The sequence below is a fragment of the Luteibacter sp. 1214 genome, assembly GCF_031455395.1.
Lineage (GTDB): Bacteria > Pseudomonadota > Gammaproteobacteria > Xanthomonadales > Rhodanobacteraceae > Luteibacter > Luteibacter mycovicinus.
This window is the reverse complement of sequence record NZ_JAVDSQ010000002.1, coordinates 148,935-165,688: the sequence shown is the minus strand read 5'-3', so window position 1 is coordinate 165,688 and position 16,754 is coordinate 148,935. Positions and strand designations below refer to the sequence as shown.

The window sequence follows — 16,754 nt, the reverse complement described above, 5'->3', positions numbered from 1 at the left end:
CGCTCCTCACCGGGGGAGTGACATGGTCGATAACGGAAAGGGCGTCGCGAGACTCAGCGGATGGCGGGTCGTTCGTTTCGCGGTCCTGACGTTCGTACTCACCATCGTCGCCCACGCGGTGGCCTACCTGGCCCATGAATACAGCCACTCGATGGCGGCGTGGGCTTTTGGCTGGATGAAGTCGCCTTTCGACATCGATTACGGCTCGGCTACCCCCGGCAACATCCTCCTGCTGGGCGACGTTTCCGACAACGTGGAATTCGCGCCGATCATCGCGAGTGGCGCCGGGTGGCAGGCCTCTCTCATCGCACTGGCCGGCCCGTTCGTCGGCAACGGCGTGCTCTTTTTCATCCTGGACGCCGTGTCGCGCATGGACGCGGTGCGGTCGCGGCGGGGGCTGCAGTCCTTCGTGTACTGGCTGTGCCTGATGTGCGCGGGCAACGTGTGGAGCTATGTGCCCATCAGGGCACTCTCCACGCATGCGGATATCGCGCTGTCCGCCCAGGGCTTCGGCATCCCGGTGTGGCTGCAGTTCCCGTTTCTGATGGCGGTGTCGGGCTATATCGCCTGGCACTTCTTCAGGAAGACGTTTCCGGGTGTCTGTCAGAACGTGACCCACGGTGACCCGGCCCGATGGCTGCTGATGGCGGTAGTGACCGCTTGCTGGTTCTTCCTGTTCTTCGGTGCGGGCGGGATGTCCGGTTCGTACGGCGCGATCGCGTGGATATTCTCGGTCGTCTCCTGCTTCCTGTTGTTCCCGCTGTGTGCGGTCTGGCTATGGAGCACCTGTGGCCTGGCAGACGCTTCGTCGACATCCGCATCGGGATGATCGTGGCACCCGCCCACCCGGGCCGTCCCATGACAGAGCCGACGCCATGTCCGAAACCATCTTCGAAGCCCTCCGCGAAAGCCACGCCACGCAGCGCTCACTCGTCCGCAAGCTGCAGCGCTCGGAGCCGGGTCCTCACCGGGTCGAGTTGTTCACCGCGTTACGGATCGAACTCGCGGCGCATGAGGCGGCCGAGGAGCGTTACCTCTACGTGCCGATGCTGATGGACGATCGCGGCTTGCACTCCTCGCGCGATGCGCTGGCCGACCATCACAAGATGGATGACCTGATCGAGGAAATGCAGACGCGGAACCACGCGGGTCGCAGCTGGACGGCGAACCTCGCCAAGCTTTCCGAAGAGCTGCACGATCATCTGCGCGAGGAGGAGAAAATCTTCTTTCAGCTGGCCGGCAAGATCCTGACGGCGCCCCAGAAGACAGGGCTGGCAAAGAAATATCGGAAGGACTTCGCCGCGCACGAGAAAAGGCTGCGCGCGGAGTGACGCCGTAATGCCGTGATGGGGGCGTCGTTCCGGCCATGCGTCTTTCGCCCCGTTTGCCCTCGGCGACGGGTGGTGTGACCATCACGGACTTACCAGGGACAGGAGAGTCCGTTGCTCAAGACACTGATATGGCGTCCGCTCCAGCGGCTGGCCGACTTCGCCGCCGGATCGGCCGTGGGCGGCCTCGTGCTGATGGGTGCCGCGGCGCTCGCGATGATCGTGGCCAATTCGCCGCTCGCCTCCGTGTATTTCGACGCGCTGCAGGCGCACGTCGGCCCGCTGAGCGTGCTGCACTGGATCAACGACGGTCTCATGGCGGTGTTCTTTCTGCTGGTGGGCCTCGAGATCAAACGCGAGTTCATCGACGGGGAGCTGGCCTCCAACCGTCTGCGCGTCCTGCCGGGGCTGGCGGCGCTGGGCGGCATGGTCGTGCCGGCGGCCATCTTCCTGCTGGTCAACCGGGGCAACGCGGAATCGATGCGTGGCTGGGCCATTCCCTCGGCGACCGATATCGCCTTCGCGCTCGGTGTGGCCGCCTTGCTCGGCAGCCGGGTGCCCACGTCCCTCAAGGCGTTTCTCGCGGCCCTGGCGATCATCGACGACCTCGGTGCGGTCATCATCATCGCGCTGTTCTACACCCCCGATCTGTCGCTTGCCTATCTCGGTCTGGCACTGCTTGCCATTGCCACGATGGCTCTGATGAACCGCTTCGGCGTCAGCCGCCTGTGGCCTTATCTGCTCATCGGTGTCGTTCTCTGGGTGCTGGTGCTGAAGTCCGGCGTCCATGCGACCCTCGCGGGCGTGGCGACCGCGTTGTGCATCCCCCTTAGCGACAGTGAAGGGCGCCTGCCGTCCGACGGCGACTGCACCCATTCGCCTCTGCTGAGGCTCGAGCACGCGCTCCATCGACTGGTCCCCATCACGGTGCTGCCCCTGTTCGGCTTCGCCAACGCCGGCATCTCGTTCGCCGGTGTGGGGCTGGCGCAATGGCTCGCCGCGACCACGGTCGGCGTAGGCCTCGGCCTGCTCGTGGGCAAACTCATCGGTGTGTTCGGTGCCGCATGGCTCGCCATCCGCTTCGGCTGGGCGGAGATGCCGCGCGGCGCCTCGCGCGGGCAGCTGTTCGGCACGGCGCTGCTGTGCGGCATCGGTTTCACGATGAGCCTGTTCATCGGGATGCTCGCCTTCCCGGATCATCCCGAGCTACGCGACGAGGTGAAGCTGGGCATCCTTGCAGGCTCCGTCCTTGCGGGTCTCGCCGGCTGGGCCGTCCTTCGTGTGACCGCACGCACGCCGGCGACGCCCTGAGCCAATCCTTGCCTGCGCGGCGCGCTATCCTCGTCGACGATCCCGCTTCCCCTCCGAAGGACACCCTGTGGCTGACCGTAAAGACATCGAGTGCTGGCTGACCGACATGGACGGTGTGCTCGTCCACGAGAACAAAGCCCTGCCGGGCGCGCCCGAGCTGATCCGCCAGTGGCGTGACCAGGGCAAGCCCTTCCTCGTGCTTACCAATAATTCGATCTTCACGCCGCGCGACCTGAGTGCGCGCCTGCGGACGTCGGGTATCGACGTGCCCGAAGAGCAGCTGTGGACATCGGCGCTGGCGACCGCCGCGTTCCTCAAGGACCAGTCGCCCGGCGGCTCGGCGTTCGTCATCGGCGAGGCGGGCCTGACCACCGCCCTGCACGAGGCGGGCTTCATCATGACCGACACCGCGCCCGACTACGTCGTGCTCGGCGAGACCCGTACCTACTCGTTCGAAGCCATCACCAAGGCGATCCGTCTGATCGGCGCGGGCGCGCGATTCATCGCCACCAATCCGGACGTCACCAGCCCCAGTGCGGAGGGTCCGCTGCCGGCGACAGGCGCCGTGGCCGCGCTCATCACCAAGGCCACCGGGCGTCAGGCCTATATGGTCGGCAAGCCCAACCCGATGATGTTCCGCTCGGCGATGAACAAGCTCGGCGCGCATTCGCACAACACCGGCATGATCGGCGACCGCATGGATACCGACGTCGTCGCCGGTATCGAAGCGGGTCTGCATACGGTCCTGGTGCTCAGCGGTATCGCCGACCGCGCGGAGGTGGATCGCTACCCGTTCCGCCCGGCGGAAATCCTTTCCTCCGTGGCGGATCTGCTCGACGACTGACCGGGTTACTTCGACGGTTTGGCGGCGTCGACCGGTTCCGGCGCTTCCACCTTGGGCAGATTCATTTTCTGTCGTGTCGTATCGATCCGGCGCTTACGCTCGGGCAGGTCCAGCTTCTGCGGCTTGCCCGAAGCCAGCGCCTCCATGATGCCTTCGACGATCAGCACGTCGATCAGGCCTTCCTGGCCATCCGGCTCCGGATCTTCGTTGTCGAGCAGGCATGCGGAGAAGTATTTCAGCTCACCGCCGAACTGGTCGGTCGCCGGGGCGGAAATCTTCCGCTCCTTGTCGCCCACGGTGATGGTCTGTTCGAAGGGCGTGCCGTAGGTGAAGCACGGGCGCATGTGCACACTGCCCTTGGTCCCCGCTACATAGAACGCATCGACGGCATTGCCGTAGTAGGACACGGTGAAGAGGGCCACGCGGTTTCCGGGAAAGCGCAGGGTCACGGCCACGGTGTGGTCGAAATCGTCGCCAAGTCCCGACTCCGGATGGCGCAGGCCCACAGCCGACACCACCTCGATCGGGTCGGCATCGAAGACGTAACGTGCCGCGTTGATCGGGTAGGGCGCCATGTCGAAGACCGGTCCGGCCTTGGCACCGTTGGTCGCCCGGTGGTTCTTCGGGTCGACCATCTGCGCGAACGTCGCGCTGAAGGTATGCACCTGGCCCAGCTCGCCGGCGCGAATGCGGTCGATGAGGGACAGCGTGGCGGGCTCGAAATGAAGCCGGTAGGCCACCATCAGCTTCGCCGTCGACGCGGCGGCCGTCGCAAGGATCTCGCGACTGGCGGCGTGGGTGATCTCGAGCGGTTTCTCCACCAGCACATGGGTCCCGGCCTTCAGGGCGGGGATCACGAACTCGGCGTGGCGCCAGTTCGGCGTCGCAATATAAAGTGCATCGATGCTGCCGGAGGCCAGCAGCTCGTCGAACTGGTCGTAGCTGTAGACGCTGCCGATGCCGTAGCGCTCGGCCACCTTGGCCGCCTTGTCCGTATCGCTGCTGACCAGGGCGGTGACGACCGAGTTTCCGGTGTGCGCGACCCCGGGCAGCATGGCTTCCTGGGTGATGTCACCGAGGGCGACAAAGCCGTAGCGGATCTTGCGCGAGGTGTTGGTCGAGTGGGACATCGGATACTCCTTCAGGCAGAACCCCGAGTCTGGGCACCGACGTGTTCATGAGGCGTCGTAAGCAGGCGAACGAAATCGTGACGACGCCTGCCTGAAGGCGAGTATGGACTGACATTGCGTCCACGCGCCGACCTGCCAGAATGCGTCGTCCCGGAGAACCCGATGCCCCACGCGCCCGCCCCCAAACTGCCCGCCGTTTCCGAGGCTCGCCGCCTTGCGGCGCTGTCGTCGTTCGATATTCTGGACACGGAGAAGGAAAGCGCATACGAAGACATCGTGCGGATCGCCTCGTATGTCTGTCGTGCCCCTATCTCGGTGGTCAACCTGATCGACGCCGACCGGCAGTGGTTCAAGGCGGAAGTCGGCCTGGGTGTGCGGGAAACGCCGCTCGACACCTCCATCTGCGCGCACGCGATTCTCGAACACGACCTGCTCGTCATACCCGATACCACCCAGGACCCCCGTTTTGCCGCCAATCCGCTGGTGACCGGTGAACCCGGCCTGCGTTTTTATGCGGGCGCGCTGCTGAAAACCGCCGATGGCTTGCCGTTGGGCACGGTCTGCGTGCTCGACACCCAGCCGCGGACGCTGGATGACGACCAGATCGACACCCTGCGCCGCCTGGCGCGCCAGGTCATGGCGCAGATGGAACTCCGCCGTATGCTGCGCCAGTCGCAGCGCCGCGGCGATCACCTCTCGCGGCTGCTCGCGACTGCGGGGCACGACCTGAAGGCGCCGCTGCGCTCGGCGCTGTACGCCATGTCGAAGGTGCGCAGCGGCGTGTCCGGCGAGCACGCCGCGCGTCTGGACGACGCGAGGACCGATCTTCTCAGCGCCGACCAGCAGCTCAGCCGGCTGCTCGCTTCGACGCATGCCGACATCGCCGGCGGCGATGCCGAGCTCGGCCCCGTCGTTCTGCATGAGGTGTTCGACGCCCTGTCGTCGACCTGGACGAGGGCGGCGCAGCGCAAGCGCGTCGCACTGACCATCGGGCGCACCGACGCCATCGTGCGAGGGCATCCGCTGCTTCTGGAAACCGTGCTCGGCAACGCGCTTTCGAACGCCGTGAAATATACGCCCGGCGGTGGTGCGGTCACCATGCTGGCGCGATCCGGCGATGGAAAGATAACGATCGACATCCAGGATAACGGTTGCGGTATTCCTGCGGAAAAAGTCGAGGAATTGTTCAGCGCGTTTCGCCAGGCCGATCCGCAGGCCGAAGGGCTTGGTCTTGGCCTGTGGCTGATCCGGCAGAGCGCCGCCGCGATGCATGCGGAGGTGGAAATACATCCCGGCGCCACTGGCGGAACGATCTTCCGGCTGAGCCTCGACGCCGCCTGACCACGCCCCGGCTGCCCGGCCGTCCTGGCTGAGCCGTAATGGCGCACCCGCCTGACGGATGGGTGACCGGTGGTAATCTGTCGCCCCCGAAATCAGGTTTGAGCACTCATGGCGGTACGCGATTCCAACGGCAACGAGCTGGTCGAGGGCGATGCCGTCACGGTCATCAAGGACCTCAAGGTCAAGGGTTCGTCGATCACCCTCAAGCGCGGCAAGCAGTTCAAGAGCATCCACCTCACCGATGACGAAGACGCCATCGAGGTCCGTGAGGGCAAGAGCGTGCTCGTGCTGAAAACGGAGTTTCTCAAGAAGGCGTGATGTGAGTCGCGGTCGTGGCGTTGACTTGGACCGTCCGCCTCCCGATGCTTGTCTGGCCATCGGCCACAGGGGTCGTGGCATCCGCAGGAGACTAGGATGGTCGTGCACACCGGCGACATTTCGAGAGATCGTTCGAAGCCCGGGCCTTCGCTCCAGGGTGCCCCGTTCGTAAAGCCGAGGCGCATTGCATCGTTATGGCACCTCGCCGGTTACGTACTCATCGTCATTTCGATCACGGCGTGGGGTATTTTCTCGTCGTTCGGCCACGCAGCCGCCGGGCCCGTCGCTGAGGGGGCACAGGCGCTGCGAGCGTCACCCTGGCCTTTTTACACGTTGTCCGTGCTGGGCAACGTCGGTGTTCTTTACTACTGCTGGGTCGGCGTCCATCGCGAAGGCGGCACGCTGGCAACGCTCACGGGCGGCCGCTGGACGTCGCTGGATGGGGTGGTCAGGGACGTCGCCATCGCGGCGGTCTTCTGGCTGGTCTGGGAAGGCGTCGCCTGGGCCGCCTGGCAACTCGTGCCAGCGGTGGCCGGGGAGGGGGTTCCTTCGATGTTGCCGCAGACGCCCATCGAAGCGGCTGGCTGGATGATCGTCTCCGTCGTCGCAGGTTTCGCGGAGGAGATTCAGAGCCGCGGCTACTTCCAGCAGCAGCTGTTCTGGCTGACCGAGAGCACCGCCCTGGCCGTCATCGGTCAGGCGGTTTTCTTCGGTATGGCGCATAGCTATCAGGGCTGGAACCACGCCCTCGTCATCGCGATCCTCGGCGTGCTCTACGGCGCCCTCGCTGTCTGGCGCCGCAACCTGCGAGCGAACATGCTGGCGCATGGCTGGTCGGACATCTGGGAAGGCTGGCTGAAGTTTGTCGTCTTTCGCTGATTCGCAGATCCGACAGCATGCCAGGCCTTTTCCTTACGTGCCTCGCGTGCGCCCGCCGGCCGCGTCGCCTTGGTCGGCGCACTAGCGTGTCGAAGGCGATGACGGGGCCTTAAAACGACCTTGATCATACGAAACCTTTCGTATACTCTGGGGCGTGTGCAGTGGGATACAAGGACGTGAAACGGCAGGTGTTGCTTGCGTTGATCGAGGGCCGATATCGCATCGCCCATCGTGCCTCCCTTGACTCGAAAAATGTCTTCTATACGGGCGAGCTCGATCTCGAAGACCTGCTTCTGATCCTCATGGGGTCCCGGGGCACCGAGCATCGGGTGACACCGCACCATCGGCAACCCGACATCGACGTGCACGTGATCGTCAGCGGCGGTTGGTACATCAAGTTCTATTTCTTCGAAGGAGCAGTCGATCTGCTCAGTGTGCACAGGACGGAGAAGTCATGAAAATTCTTCATCAGGGCGATACCGAGCCGGCCCTCTGTGATATCGATGGCCGAGTGACGGTGACCTACCGTTACCGGGATGTTCCTTTTTCCGATGGCTCAGGCATGGCTCGTAACGTGCTGGCGGGAATCTGCGACGTCTGCAGCGAAGTCCTGTTGGTTCCGCCGCAATCGGTTCCCGCTATAGCGGCATCACGCCGTCGCTCGACGGGGCCGCTCGAAGCAAGTCTTCCCGCATCCTATGTGGACACGCTCGACGCCGCCGTATCCCTCGTCGATACCGAGGCAAGCAAGGAATTCCGCAAGCGACTGCTCATGTACTACCTTCACCGCTACGCGCGGGGAGATGAAGCCATGGCTGAACTGGTCGGGCTGGCGGGAGGCGCCGAGCAGTCTGCGTCCGGTCCGAACCGGCGACTCTCGTTCAAGCTCTCCGAGCAAGCGAACGCAAAGGTCGACTACGTCATGAACGAAACAGGCTTGTCGAAGACCCAGCTGGTCAAGGCGCTCATCGGCAAGATCGCCGCGGACCTCGTCCGTCGGACGAAAGCGCGTCGCCTCCAGGAGCTGATCGCGCTTTGCGAAGTCATGAAGGCCTGATAGTCCGATGGATCGCGCCGCTCAGAAATTCGCTCCGATCGACAGCGTGGCGAAGTCATGGTCGGCCAGCGTGTCGTACGTGGGATGTCCCAGGTAGTTCGTATACGTCAGGTTGGCGAACCAGGTCTTGTCGAGCGTGGCGCCCAGGCCGAGCGTCGCCTGCTTGCGTCCACCGACCAGCTGCCCGTCGACCGAGTAGCCATGCACGTCCTGACCGATGCCCAGGCTTGGCGACAGCACCCAGCCATGCGCGACCGGATAGGTGAGCGCGCCCTTGACGCGATAACCCCATGCGGACCGCGTGTAATACCCGCCGTTATGACACCCCGCGGGGTTCACGATCGCCGTGCAGGTGTTGACGAAACCCTCGCTGGAGAAACCCCAGTGGAAGCCACGCCCGTAGCGCACATCGGTCAGGCTCGGCAGGTCGGTATGGCTATAGGCAAGCTCGGCCGCGAGGGTCGCGCCGCTCGCGCCCAGCACGCCGGTAAACGCGCGCGTCGTGTTCAACAGCAGCTGCGTGCGGTCGTAGCGGTCGTAGCCGAGCAGCGTCCCGCCCGAGGGAATCAGCGTGTTGCGCACACCGATCGGTCCGCCGCTGCGGGTCAGTGCCGCGAACATGTCGGCGGTATTGATCTGCACGGGCAGGTCCTTCGTGTAGCTGGCCTCACCGGCCACCTTCCACTTGCCGAGCATGGTGCTGCCGGAGAGGCCCCAGAGACGGATGTCGTCCGGGTATTCCCACAACACATGAATCGAGGACAGGCGTGCGGACAACTGCGCGTCGGCGAGCGGTGCGCCCGCGGCGACCAGTAGCGGAATCACCCCGTTGTTCTGTTGCGAGGCGTCGATGGTGGTCGCATCGAGAATGGGGTTGCGTGAGTTGTAACGCAGGTAATACGCGGCGATGTTCGTCGCCGGACGATCGAAGGTGTAGCGCAGCGTGGCACCGTACTGACCGTGGTCGCGACCGTCGAGCGTACTGGCACGGGGCAGCACGCCGCCGACGGAATTCTGGTAGCCGTCGCTGAGCCACTGGCCAGCACCGGGGCTATACGCATTGAGCGGGTAATACGCGTTGCTCTCGATGCCGCCGCAGCCCGGATCGATGCCGAGGTCGGTGCCCGAGAAGAAGGTGCCGCAGGGATCGAGTTCGGAGGGGCGCCACTTCCATTGGTAGAAGCCTTCGACACTCCAGTGCGGATCGATCGTGAGCTTGCCCCAGAGCATTTCGACCGGAAGCTGCGCTTCGGTGGCGGGATCCGTCCCCGGGCGGTGCAGCGTCGTGTAGTCGGTCGGATTGATCTGGTTGACGCCCTGCATGAACAGGCCCTCGCCCCACTTGACCGTCTGCTTGCCGAGGCGCAGGTCCAGTGCGCTTTCGTCGTCCAGTGCGAAGTGGCCGTAGACATACGCGTTGAGCCACATGAAGCCGGAGAAGCGGTTGGACTTCGACAGTCCATGATCGTCCAGCGGCCGATCGGCGGCGAACGCGCTGGCGCCGCTGCCCTGGGGTACGTCGTGGTTTTCCTGTGTGTTGTCGTACCATGCCCGGGCGCTGGCGACGATACCGACGTTCTTGTATTTCAGGTCCAGTGCGCTGGTAACCTTGAACAGGCTCGAGTAGATATCGCCCTTGCCGTAGTTGAGGTTGCCGTCGTCAGCCGTGTCCGCACCATCGCCGCCCTTCGGCTTACCGTCGGAGCGGAAGCCTTTGCCGACGAGATGCTTCGACGGGTCATTCAGGCGCTCGCCGGCGCCGGCGACCACCCGCGTTTTGAGTGTCCCCTGGACCTCCCCATCGGCGAGTCGGAAATCGGTCGCGTGCAGTGCGGAGGCGGAGAGGGCCGTGAGCGACGCCACGGCGAAGATCCATCGACGTGGATGCATCGGCTATTCCGTTAAAAACTTGACGGCATTCTAGACATGGCAGCTATATTGCACGCAAGACGTCTGGACGTCCGTCGTGTGCGACTTTCGTCGCACATCGCCTTTTTCTCCCGCGGGACGATCGAAAACCACTCATGAGCGCAACACTTTCAGATGAAACCATCGACCGCCGTCCACTCGACCGCGGCGATGCCAAGACGCTGATTCTCTCCGCGCTCGGTGGCGCGCTCGAGTTCTACGACTTCGTGATCTTCGTGTACTTCGCGAAGACCATCGGGCATCTTTTCTTCCCGCCGGGCGGCTCCGACTGGCTGGCGCAGCTTCAGGCCTTCAGCCTGTTTGCCGTCGCCTATCTCGCACGCCCGCTCGGCGGCATCGTGATGGCTCACTTCGGTGACCGTATCGGCCGCAAGCGCATGTTCACGCTCAGCGTGTTCCTGATGGCGGTACCGACCCTGCTCATCGGTGCGCTGCCGACCTATGCCAGCATCGGTGTTCTCGCCCCCGTGTTGCTGACCCTGCTGCGTGTCGTCCAGGGCATCGCGATCGGTGGCGAAGTGCCGGGTGCCTGGGTGTTCGTGTCCGAGCACGTGCCCGCGCATCGCAAGGGTCTTGCGGTGGCGAGCCTGTCGGCCGGCCTGACCTTCGGCATTCTCATCGGCTCGTTGCTCGCGGCCTACCTCAACGCCCACATGACGCCCGAAGCGCTGATGGACCACGGGTGGCGCATCGCCTTCGTGCTGGGTGGCGTGTTCGGCTTTGTCGCCGTCTACCTCCGCCGCTGGCTCAGCGAAACACCGGTCTTCGCGCGGATGCGCGAGCGCAAGCAGCTGTCGGAAGAACTGCCGGCATGGGTGGTCGTACGTGACCATCTGCCGGGCGTGCTGCTGTCGATGGCGGTTACCTGGGTGCTCACCGCCGCCATCGTGGTCGTCATCCTGCTGACCCCGACCCTCATGCAGACGGCCTTCCATATCGATCCGGCGCGCGCCTTCACCGGCGGCAGCATCGGTGCGTTCACGCTCTGCGTCGGGTGCATCGGCGGCGGTCTGCTGGTCGACTGGCTTGGCCGTGGTACAGCCATGCTGATCGCCTCGCTGGGTCTCATGCTGAGCACCTATGCGCTGTATTTCGATCTCCAGGCGGGCGGCGCGCATCTCTATCCGCTCTACGCCATTGCCGGTGCCTTCGCCGGTGTCGCCGGCATCGTGCCCGCGGTCCTCGTGGCGTCGTTCCCCGCGCCGATCCGCTTCTCGGGCATTTCGGTGTCCTACAACGTCGCCTACGCCATTGCCGGCGCCGCCACGCCCGTGCTGGTCGGCTATCTGGCCAAAGGTGTCGGCGGCATCGGGCCCGCGCATTACGTCGCCATCGTGTCGCTGGTCGGTGTAGCGGCGTCGATCTACATGATCGCCGGACAGCGCGGCGTCCGCGCCGACTGACGACGGCGCGGCCGGAAGCCTTCACGTCGATTTCATGGCGGTGACGGCGGCGTCTCTCCACGGAGGCGCCGTCACAGTTGCGCGCGGGTTCGGGGTTCGGCATGCTTTCGCTATCGCGACATGTCGTCGCGGCAGTCCGGATCGTTCCCCCGGTCCCGTCGTCCCCCATACCGTCGCTCCAGACCCATGACTGATGTCATCACCCTTGGCTGGCGCGAACGGCTCGCACTTCCGTCGCTCGGCGTCTCCGTCCTCAAGGCCAAACTCGACACGGGCGCGCGTACCTCGTCGCTGCACGTGGAGTGGCTTGAGGAAGAGGAGCGCGCGGACGGTTCGTGGCTGCGTTTTCAGGTCCGTACCACCCGCCGCGGCGGTTTGTCGGAGCCTTGCGAGGCCAAAGCCACCGGGCGGCGTACGGTCACCGACTCCGGCGGTCATCGGACCACGCGCTGGTTCATCGAGGCCGAGATCGAACTGGCCGGCCAGCGCTTCGTCGCGGAGGTCAATCTGACCGACCGCCGACACATGCTGTTTCCTCTTCTGCTCGGCCGGACCGCGCTCTTCGGGCGCTTTCTGGTCGATCCCGCGCTTTCCTATTCGCAGACGCCGCGCCGCGTCGTCCGGGACCATCCATGAAGCTCACCATCCTGTCGCGCAACGCGCGGCTGTACTCGACGCAGCGGCTCGTGGAGGCCGCGCGCAAACGCCGCCATACGGTGCGCGTGATCGATCCCCTGCGCTGCTACATGAGCATTTCGCCGGGGTCGTTCGCCATTCACTTCAAGGGCAAGCCGCTGGGGCCCGTGGACTGCGTGATCCCGCGGATCGGCGCCTCCAGCACCTTCTACGGTACGGCGGTGCTGCGCCAGCTTGAGCTCATGGGCGTGTACTCGCCGAACCCGTCGGACGCCGTGCTGCGCGCGCGCGACAAGTTGCGCAGCCTGCAGCTGCTGGCCTCCCGCGGCATCGACATGCCGCTGACCGCCTTCGGCGACAACCCGGACGATACCTCCGACCTGCTGGCGATGCTGGGTGACCCCCCGCACATCATCAAGCTCAACGAAGGCACGCAGGGCGCCGGCGTGGTGCTCGCCGAGAAGCGCTCGGCCTCGCAGAGCGTGATCGAGGCCTTCCGTGGCCTCTACGCCAACTTCCTGGTCCAGGAGTTCATCCGCGAGGCCAACGGCAGCGACCTGCGCTGCTTCGTCGTCGGTAACGAAGTGGTGGCGTCGATGCAGCGCTCCTCGGCACCGGGTGAGTTCCGGGCCAATCTGCACCGGGGCGGCTCGGCCGCCCAGGTCGAGCTGTCCGACGATGAGCGACGGGTGGCGATCGAGGCGGCGTCGGCCCTGGGCCTGGAGGTGGCGGGCGTCGATCTGCTGCGCTCGTCCCGTGGTCCGCTCCTGCTGGAGGTCAACGCTTCGCCCGGCCTCGAAGGCATCGAGGGCAGCACCGGCGTGGACGTGGCCGGTGCGATCATCGCCCACTGCGAGCAGCGCCTGGCCTCGCGCCCGGTCGCGCCCAAAGCTCGCAAGCCCAAGGCGCCCAAGGGATTAACAGCGATTTAAACGCCGGTCCCCTATAAAGGTCCCACTGTGATTCCGCGACGCGGGGTGACGGTATCGGGGCAGTAGTTCTTTCGGCCCGGGCGGTTTTTCCGCCCGGGCCTCTCTTTTAGTGCTGTCCGCTTCACGGAATCCCCGTTAAGCTTGCTGTCGCAATACTCATAAGATTCCAAAAGCGACCGCCCAACGGAGTGCCGCATGCGCGTCCTGGTCATCGAAGACAACACCGACATCGCGACGAACATCGGGGATTACCTCGAAGACCGCGGCCATGTGGTCGATTTCGCCGGCGACGGCGTGACCGGCCTGCATCTCGCCGTGGTCCACGACTTCGACGTCATCGTGCTGGATCTCACCCTGCCAGGCATGGATGGCCTGGATGTCGCCAAGAAATTGCGCCACGAGGCGCACAAGCAGACCCCGGTCCTGATGCTGACCGCACGCGACTCGCTGGAGCATAAGCTCACCGGGTTCGAGTCCGGCGCGGACGACTACATGACCAAGCCGTTCGCCTTGCAGGAACTGGCGGCACGCCTCGAGGTCCTGGCCCGTCGTGGCAAGGGTCCGCAGAGTCGCGTCCTCAAGGTCGGCGGCCTGACGTACAACCTCGACACACTCACGGTCAGTCGTGAAGGCAAGTCGATCCAGCTCAACCCGATCGGCCTCAAGCTGCTGCAGGCGTTGATGGAGGCCAGCCCGTCCGTGGTGACGCGCCAGGATCTCGAACAGCGCGTGTGGGGCGAAGAACTCCCTGATTCCGATTCCCTGCGTGTGCATATCCATGGCCTGCGTGCGGCGATCGACAAACCCTTCGAAAAACCGTTGATCCACACGCGTCACGGTATTGGCTATCGCATGGTCGATCCGGATGCGGTCCAGACGTAAGCTTCGTTTCCGCCTGGTAGTCACCTTCACGCTGTTCGGTCTCGGGCTGAGCGCGCTTTTCGCGTACGCGGCGATCAACATCCGTACGCGCGTCGAAGAGCAGCTGATCAACTCCGCGTTGCAGGACGAGGTCGATTCGCTCAACGCGAAGGTGCGCGCGAATCCGGACAAGCGTCCCGAGATCGAAATCGTCAAGGCCGCCACGTATAGCGACCGGACGATCTACAAGGCACCTCTTACCTGGCAGCCTCTGGAAACCGGCGTGCACGATCTCTATGAGACCGGCCCTGACGGTAAGCCGCGGCATTACAAGGTGGGCGTCCGTCACGAGCAGGGCATCATCAGCTTCGTGCAGTTCGACGTGTCGCGTGACGAGCTGGGCAAGCGGCAGCTCGTGATCAGCGTGATCGCCGCGGTGTTTCTGTTCGGCCTGTTCTCGCTGGTGCTCGGCGTGTGGTTGTCCTCGCGCGTGTTGCGCCCCGTGACCGATCTGGCGAAGCGTTTGCGTGATTTCCGTCGTGTCGGCAAAGCCGAGGCGCTGGCGCCGCATTTCGCCGACGACGAAGTCGGTGAGCTGGCCGTAGCACTCGATGAATACGCCATGCGTCTGACCTCGGTGGTCGAGCGCGATCGTGAGTTCAACTCCGACGTCAGTCATGAGCTGCGCACGCCGCTTGCCGTGATTGCCAGCACCACCGAGCTGCTGCAGGGCTCGCCGGACATGACCGACAAGTTGCGCGAGCGGCTCAAGCGCATCGAGCGCGCGTCGCGTCAGGCGACGGAACTGATCGAGGCCCTGTTGCTCCTGTCCCGCGCAGAGCGCCGGGGCCCGACGCGTGGCGAGACCACCGACGTGGCCAGGGTCGCATCCGATGTGATCGAGAGCCAGCGCCCGCAGATGGGCGGCAAGCCGATCGAGATCGAGCTGGTGTCCGACGGCAGCGTCACGGTGAATGCGCCGGCCTCGGTCCTCTCGGTCGCACTCACCAACCTGATCGGCAACGCGATCAAGTACACGATGGAAGGCAAGGTCACGGTGCGCGTGCTCGACGGCCGCGTCGATGTGATAGATACGGGCCCGGGCATCAAGCCGGAGGATGCCGAGAAGCTGTTCCAGCGCGGTATCCGCGGCGAGAGCGCGACGGGCGGCGGTGCGGGCCTTGGCCTGGCCATCGTGCGTCGCCTGTGTGAACTCTACGGCTGGGACGTCTCGTTGCGTCCGCGCCCCGACATGGCGGGCGCCATCTCGACGATCGATTTCCGCTAAGTTGCATAACGGTCACGATTCCGTCTAGGGGCGACAGTCAATGAAAAAGTTAGCACTTTTTTAACAGAATCTTTTTGAGCCCGCGCCTGACGTGATGTCGGCCTGTGATGACTCGATAGTTACGCAAGCCCGTCGAGTACTGTCGTGCGTAGGGACTTCAGTAAAGAGGCCGATATAGATACGCTGCCTTTCGCTGACCGATACGCGGCTACGGTATCTTCTGTTTCGGCAGATTGAGCGTAGACTTTAAGCCGTGGTAGCAGCGCTGCAATTTGAGGAGGCACCCGATGACGGCCACTAAAAAGAACCTCGAAGGTAAGGGATACTTCGTGTCGACGAAGAATTCATACGTCCGATTCGAGGGCAATGGCATGTCGGTCGACATGGAGAAATTTCTCAAGACAAAGGAGGGGCTTGAGCGGTTCCGTGAGTTGACGAACTCCGCGTTTGCGCAAAAAAAGGCTGCGTCCCGTCTGGTTCGGGCAAAAAAATAGCGTAGGAACAGGCAGGAAGCCATGCCATTCAATCAGTTGATCTTGCCGCTCTTGGGCGGCTATATTTTCGTCAATCACACCTATCTTTGCTGCTACTGGGCGTCGCGGCATCCGAAAGAACACATGTTGTTTCTGTCGGCGGTGGCGGGAGCTTTTCTTCTAGTAGTTGCCCGCGTCATATCGTATTTTGTCGCACTTACCGATATCGGCCGTCGTTCTTCGATCGTCTTGCATGACGTGATTCCTTTCCCTGGAATCGGCACGGCCATACTTGCCTTTTTTTTGGGTTTCGTTTTCCGATCTTGGTTCAATCGAACTTGGACAAAGGCGCGGGCACCTTTATGGCTTTACGCGGCAGGACAATTCAACAAGCTTGAGGAAGTCCTCTTCCACAGTGCGTACCCAGTGAGTCCCAGCGACAGAGAACGCCGCCACCCATGGAGGCAACTGATCTTGGGGCTGTTTGCCTGGCATAAAGTTCAGAAGCTGGTATCCAAAGCTCTTCCAGGCGTTGTTTCCGAATCAACTAACTACGCTGTGAATACAGATCGCGCCGATCCTGAGCCGGTAATGCTTTGCTTGAAGAATCGTAAGGTTTACGTCGGTTATATTCAGTTCGCGCTGCCTATGCGGGCAGAAGTGAAATCGTATCTCACCATGCTTCCTGCCTGGAGCGGGTACAGAGACAAGGACACACTGGGCGTCGTACCAACGACAAACTATCAAGCGACCTACGACTACATTGATGGCTCGACCAATGGCGGTTATCGATTGGATCTCAATCGGTTTATCAAAACAGTATGCATCGATGATGTGGAATCGGCAAATCTGTTCGATGAGGATGCGTTTGCATCATTCTTGATTCCCGACGACGCACCGTCCGAAGCTCCCAAGGGTGAAGACAACGACTTGTCGTGAACTTCCAATAGGTGTTTGCTACGTATCAGTTTTGATACAGAGTGAGTGCTGTAACCAAGGCTGTCACTAAGCTTTCATTTTTCTG

17 protein-coding genes and 1 pseudogene are annotated in these 16,754 nt (G+C 63.5%); 16 read left to right on the top strand and 2 right to left on the bottom strand.

Going from position 1 to position 16,754, the window contains the following annotated elements; genetic code table 11:
- Positions 1 to 22: 22 nt before the first annotated feature.
- The 4 genes from J2X57_RS05340 (at position 23) to J2X57_RS05325 (ending at position 3,483) form a co-directional block, all read left to right on the top strand.
- Positions 23 to 829: a hypothetical protein gene (locus J2X57_RS05340; protein ID WP_309864699.1), complete on the top strand. Its 807-nt coding sequence runs from the start codon at positions 23 to 25 to the stop codon at positions 827 to 829.
- A 46-nt stretch (positions 830 to 875) separates the two neighbouring features.
- Entirely contained in the window at positions 876 to 1,331 is a 456-nt protein-coding gene (locus tag J2X57_RS05335) for a hemerythrin domain-containing protein (RefSeq protein WP_036110294.1), read from the top strand.
- Between the two features lie 111 nt (positions 1,332 to 1,442).
- On the top strand, positions 1,443 to 2,639 hold the full coding sequence (gene nhaA, locus J2X57_RS05330; RefSeq protein ID WP_309864697.1) for a Na+/H+ antiporter NhaA: 1,197 nt from the start codon (positions 1,443 to 1,445) through the stop codon (positions 2,637 to 2,639).
- Positions 2,640 to 2,706: 67 nt separating this feature from the next.
- Positions 2,707 to 3,483 carry an HAD-IIA family hydrolase gene (locus J2X57_RS05325; RefSeq protein WP_036110295.1) on the top strand — a complete coding sequence of 259 codons (777 nt, stop codon included), beginning with the start codon at positions 2,707 to 2,709 and terminating at the stop codon, positions 3,481 to 3,483.
- A 5-nt stretch (positions 3,484 to 3,488) separates the two neighbouring features.
- Here the strand turns inward: J2X57_RS05325 and J2X57_RS05320 are convergent, their stop codons facing one another.
- Positions 3,489 to 4,613 (bottom strand): Gfo/Idh/MocA family oxidoreductase, encoded by a 1,125-nt coding sequence (locus J2X57_RS05320; RefSeq protein WP_309864694.1) that lies wholly within the window; start codon positions 4,611 to 4,613, stop codon positions 3,489 to 3,491.
- 162 nt (positions 4,614 to 4,775) lie between these two features.
- On the opposite strand from J2X57_RS05320, the gene J2X57_RS05315 reads away from it, so the two are divergent.
- From J2X57_RS05315 to J2X57_RS05295, 5 genes and pseudogenes are all read left to right on the top strand, one after another.
- A complete protein-coding gene (locus J2X57_RS05315) occupies positions 4,776 to 5,954 on the top strand; it encodes a GAF domain-containing sensor histidine kinase (protein WP_051943293.1) in 1,179 nt (392 codons plus the stop codon).
- Positions 5,955 to 6,068: 114 nt separating this feature from the next.
- Positions 6,069 to 6,272 (top strand): annotated as a pseudogene (locus tag J2X57_RS05310) (alkylphosphonate utilization protein); the annotation flags it as partial.
- A gap of 96 nt (positions 6,273 to 6,368) precedes the next feature.
- The gene (locus J2X57_RS05305; RefSeq protein WP_309864692.1) at positions 6,369 to 7,151 is read left to right on the top strand and encodes a CPBP family intramembrane glutamic endopeptidase; all 783 of its coding nucleotides are present in this window, start codon (positions 6,369 to 6,371) and stop codon (positions 7,149 to 7,151) included.
- A 176-nt stretch (positions 7,152 to 7,327) separates the two neighbouring features.
- The gene (locus tag J2X57_RS05300) at positions 7,328 to 7,609 is read left to right on the top strand and encodes a hypothetical protein (protein WP_139382627.1); all 282 of its coding nucleotides are present in this window, start codon (positions 7,328 to 7,330) and stop codon (positions 7,607 to 7,609) included.
- Positions 7,606 to 8,208, top strand: a complete 603-nt coding sequence (locus tag J2X57_RS05295) for a hypothetical protein (protein ID WP_309864689.1) — start codon at positions 7,606 to 7,608, stop codon at positions 8,206 to 8,208. Before J2X57_RS05300 ends, J2X57_RS05295 begins: the two co-directional genes overlap by 4 nt.
- A gap of 21 nt (positions 8,209 to 8,229) precedes the next feature.
- Here J2X57_RS05295 and J2X57_RS05290 read toward each other — a convergent pair whose 3' ends face one another.
- Positions 8,230 to 10,098, bottom strand: a complete 1,869-nt coding sequence (locus J2X57_RS05290) for a DUF1302 domain-containing protein (protein ID WP_309864687.1) — start codon at positions 10,096 to 10,098, stop codon at positions 8,230 to 8,232.
- 134 nt (positions 10,099 to 10,232) lie between these two features.
- Here J2X57_RS05290 and J2X57_RS05285 point away from each other — a divergent pair, with 134 nt between their 5' ends.
- The 7 genes from J2X57_RS05285 (at position 10,233) to J2X57_RS05255 (ending at position 16,669) form a co-directional block, all read left to right on the top strand.
- The gene (locus J2X57_RS05285) at positions 10,233 to 11,540 is read left to right on the top strand and encodes an MFS transporter (RefSeq protein WP_090352722.1); all 1,308 of its coding nucleotides are present in this window, start codon (positions 10,233 to 10,235) and stop codon (positions 11,538 to 11,540) included.
- 186 nt (positions 11,541 to 11,726) lie between these two features.
- Positions 11,727 to 12,176, top strand: coding sequence for a RimK/LysX family protein (locus J2X57_RS05280; protein WP_036110314.1), 450 nt, complete (start codon positions 11,727 to 11,729; stop codon positions 12,174 to 12,176).
- The gene (gene rimK / locus J2X57_RS05275; protein ID WP_309864681.1) at positions 12,173 to 13,108 is read left to right on the top strand and encodes a 30S ribosomal protein S6--L-glutamate ligase; all 936 of its coding nucleotides are present in this window, start codon (positions 12,173 to 12,175) and stop codon (positions 13,106 to 13,108) included. The genes J2X57_RS05280 and rimK overlap by 4 nt, the downstream gene beginning before the upstream one ends.
- 195 nt (positions 13,109 to 13,303) lie before the next feature.
- Positions 13,304 to 13,990, top strand: coding sequence for a response regulator transcription factor (locus J2X57_RS05270; protein WP_036110317.1), 687 nt, complete (start codon positions 13,304 to 13,306; stop codon positions 13,988 to 13,990).
- Positions 13,974 to 15,257, top strand: coding sequence for a HAMP domain-containing sensor histidine kinase (locus J2X57_RS05265; protein WP_036110319.1), 1,284 nt, complete (start codon positions 13,974 to 13,976; stop codon positions 15,255 to 15,257). The genes J2X57_RS05270 and J2X57_RS05265 overlap by 17 nt, the downstream gene beginning before the upstream one ends.
- A 287-nt stretch (positions 15,258 to 15,544) precedes the next feature.
- Complete coding sequence (locus J2X57_RS05260; RefSeq protein WP_079520450.1) at positions 15,545 to 15,751, top strand: hypothetical protein; 207 nt, start codon at positions 15,545 to 15,547, stop codon at positions 15,749 to 15,751.
- Between the two features lie 21 nt (positions 15,752 to 15,772).
- Positions 15,773 to 16,669: a hypothetical protein gene (locus J2X57_RS05255; protein WP_309864675.1), complete on the top strand. Its 897-nt coding sequence runs from the start codon at positions 15,773 to 15,775 to the stop codon at positions 16,667 to 16,669.
- The last annotated feature ends 85 nt before the right edge of the window (positions 16,670 to 16,754 follow it).

Excerpts from the sequence above, each read along its gene's own strand:
- J2X57_RS05265 (WP_036110319.1), top strand. The coding sequence starts at position 13,974 with ATGCGGTCCAGACGTAAGCTTCGTTTCCGCCTGGTAGTCACCTTCACG.
- J2X57_RS05280 (WP_036110314.1), top strand. The coding sequence starts at position 11,727 with ATGACTGATGTCATCACCCTTGGCTGGCGCGAACGGCTCGCACTTCCG.
- J2X57_RS05305 (WP_309864692.1), top strand. The coding sequence starts at position 6,369 with ATGGTCGTGCACACCGGCGACATTTCGAGAGATCGTTCGAAGCCCGGG.
- rimK (WP_309864681.1), top strand. The coding sequence starts at position 12,173 with ATGAAGCTCACCATCCTGTCGCGCAACGCGCGGCTGTACTCGACGCAG.
- J2X57_RS05295 (WP_309864689.1), top strand. The coding sequence starts at position 7,606 with ATGAAAATTCTTCATCAGGGCGATACCGAGCCGGCCCTCTGTGATATC.
- J2X57_RS05255 (WP_309864675.1), top strand. The coding sequence starts at position 15,773 with ATGCCATTCAATCAGTTGATCTTGCCGCTCTTGGGCGGCTATATTTTC.
- J2X57_RS05260 (WP_079520450.1), top strand. The coding sequence starts at position 15,545 with ATGACGGCCACTAAAAAGAACCTCGAAGGTAAGGGATACTTCGTGTCG.
- J2X57_RS05335 (WP_036110294.1), top strand. The coding sequence starts at position 876 with ATGTCCGAAACCATCTTCGAAGCCCTCCGCGAAAGCCACGCCACGCAG.
- J2X57_RS05290 (WP_309864687.1), bottom strand. The coding sequence starts at position 10,098 with ATGCATCCACGTCGATGGATCTTCGCCGTGGCGTCGCTCACGGCCCTC.
- J2X57_RS05270 (WP_036110317.1), top strand. The coding sequence starts at position 13,304 with ATGCGCGTCCTGGTCATCGAAGACAACACCGACATCGCGACGAACATC.
- J2X57_RS05285 (WP_090352722.1), top strand. The coding sequence starts at position 10,233 with ATGAGCGCAACACTTTCAGATGAAACCATCGACCGCCGTCCACTCGAC.
- J2X57_RS05320 (WP_309864694.1), bottom strand. The coding sequence starts at position 4,613 with ATGTCCCACTCGACCAACACCTCGCGCAAGATCCGCTACGGCTTTGTC.
- J2X57_RS05340 (WP_309864699.1), top strand. The coding sequence starts at position 23 with ATGGTCGATAACGGAAAGGGCGTCGCGAGACTCAGCGGATGGCGGGTC.
- J2X57_RS05315 (WP_051943293.1), top strand. The coding sequence starts at position 4,776 with ATGCCCCACGCGCCCGCCCCCAAACTGCCCGCCGTTTCCGAGGCTCGC.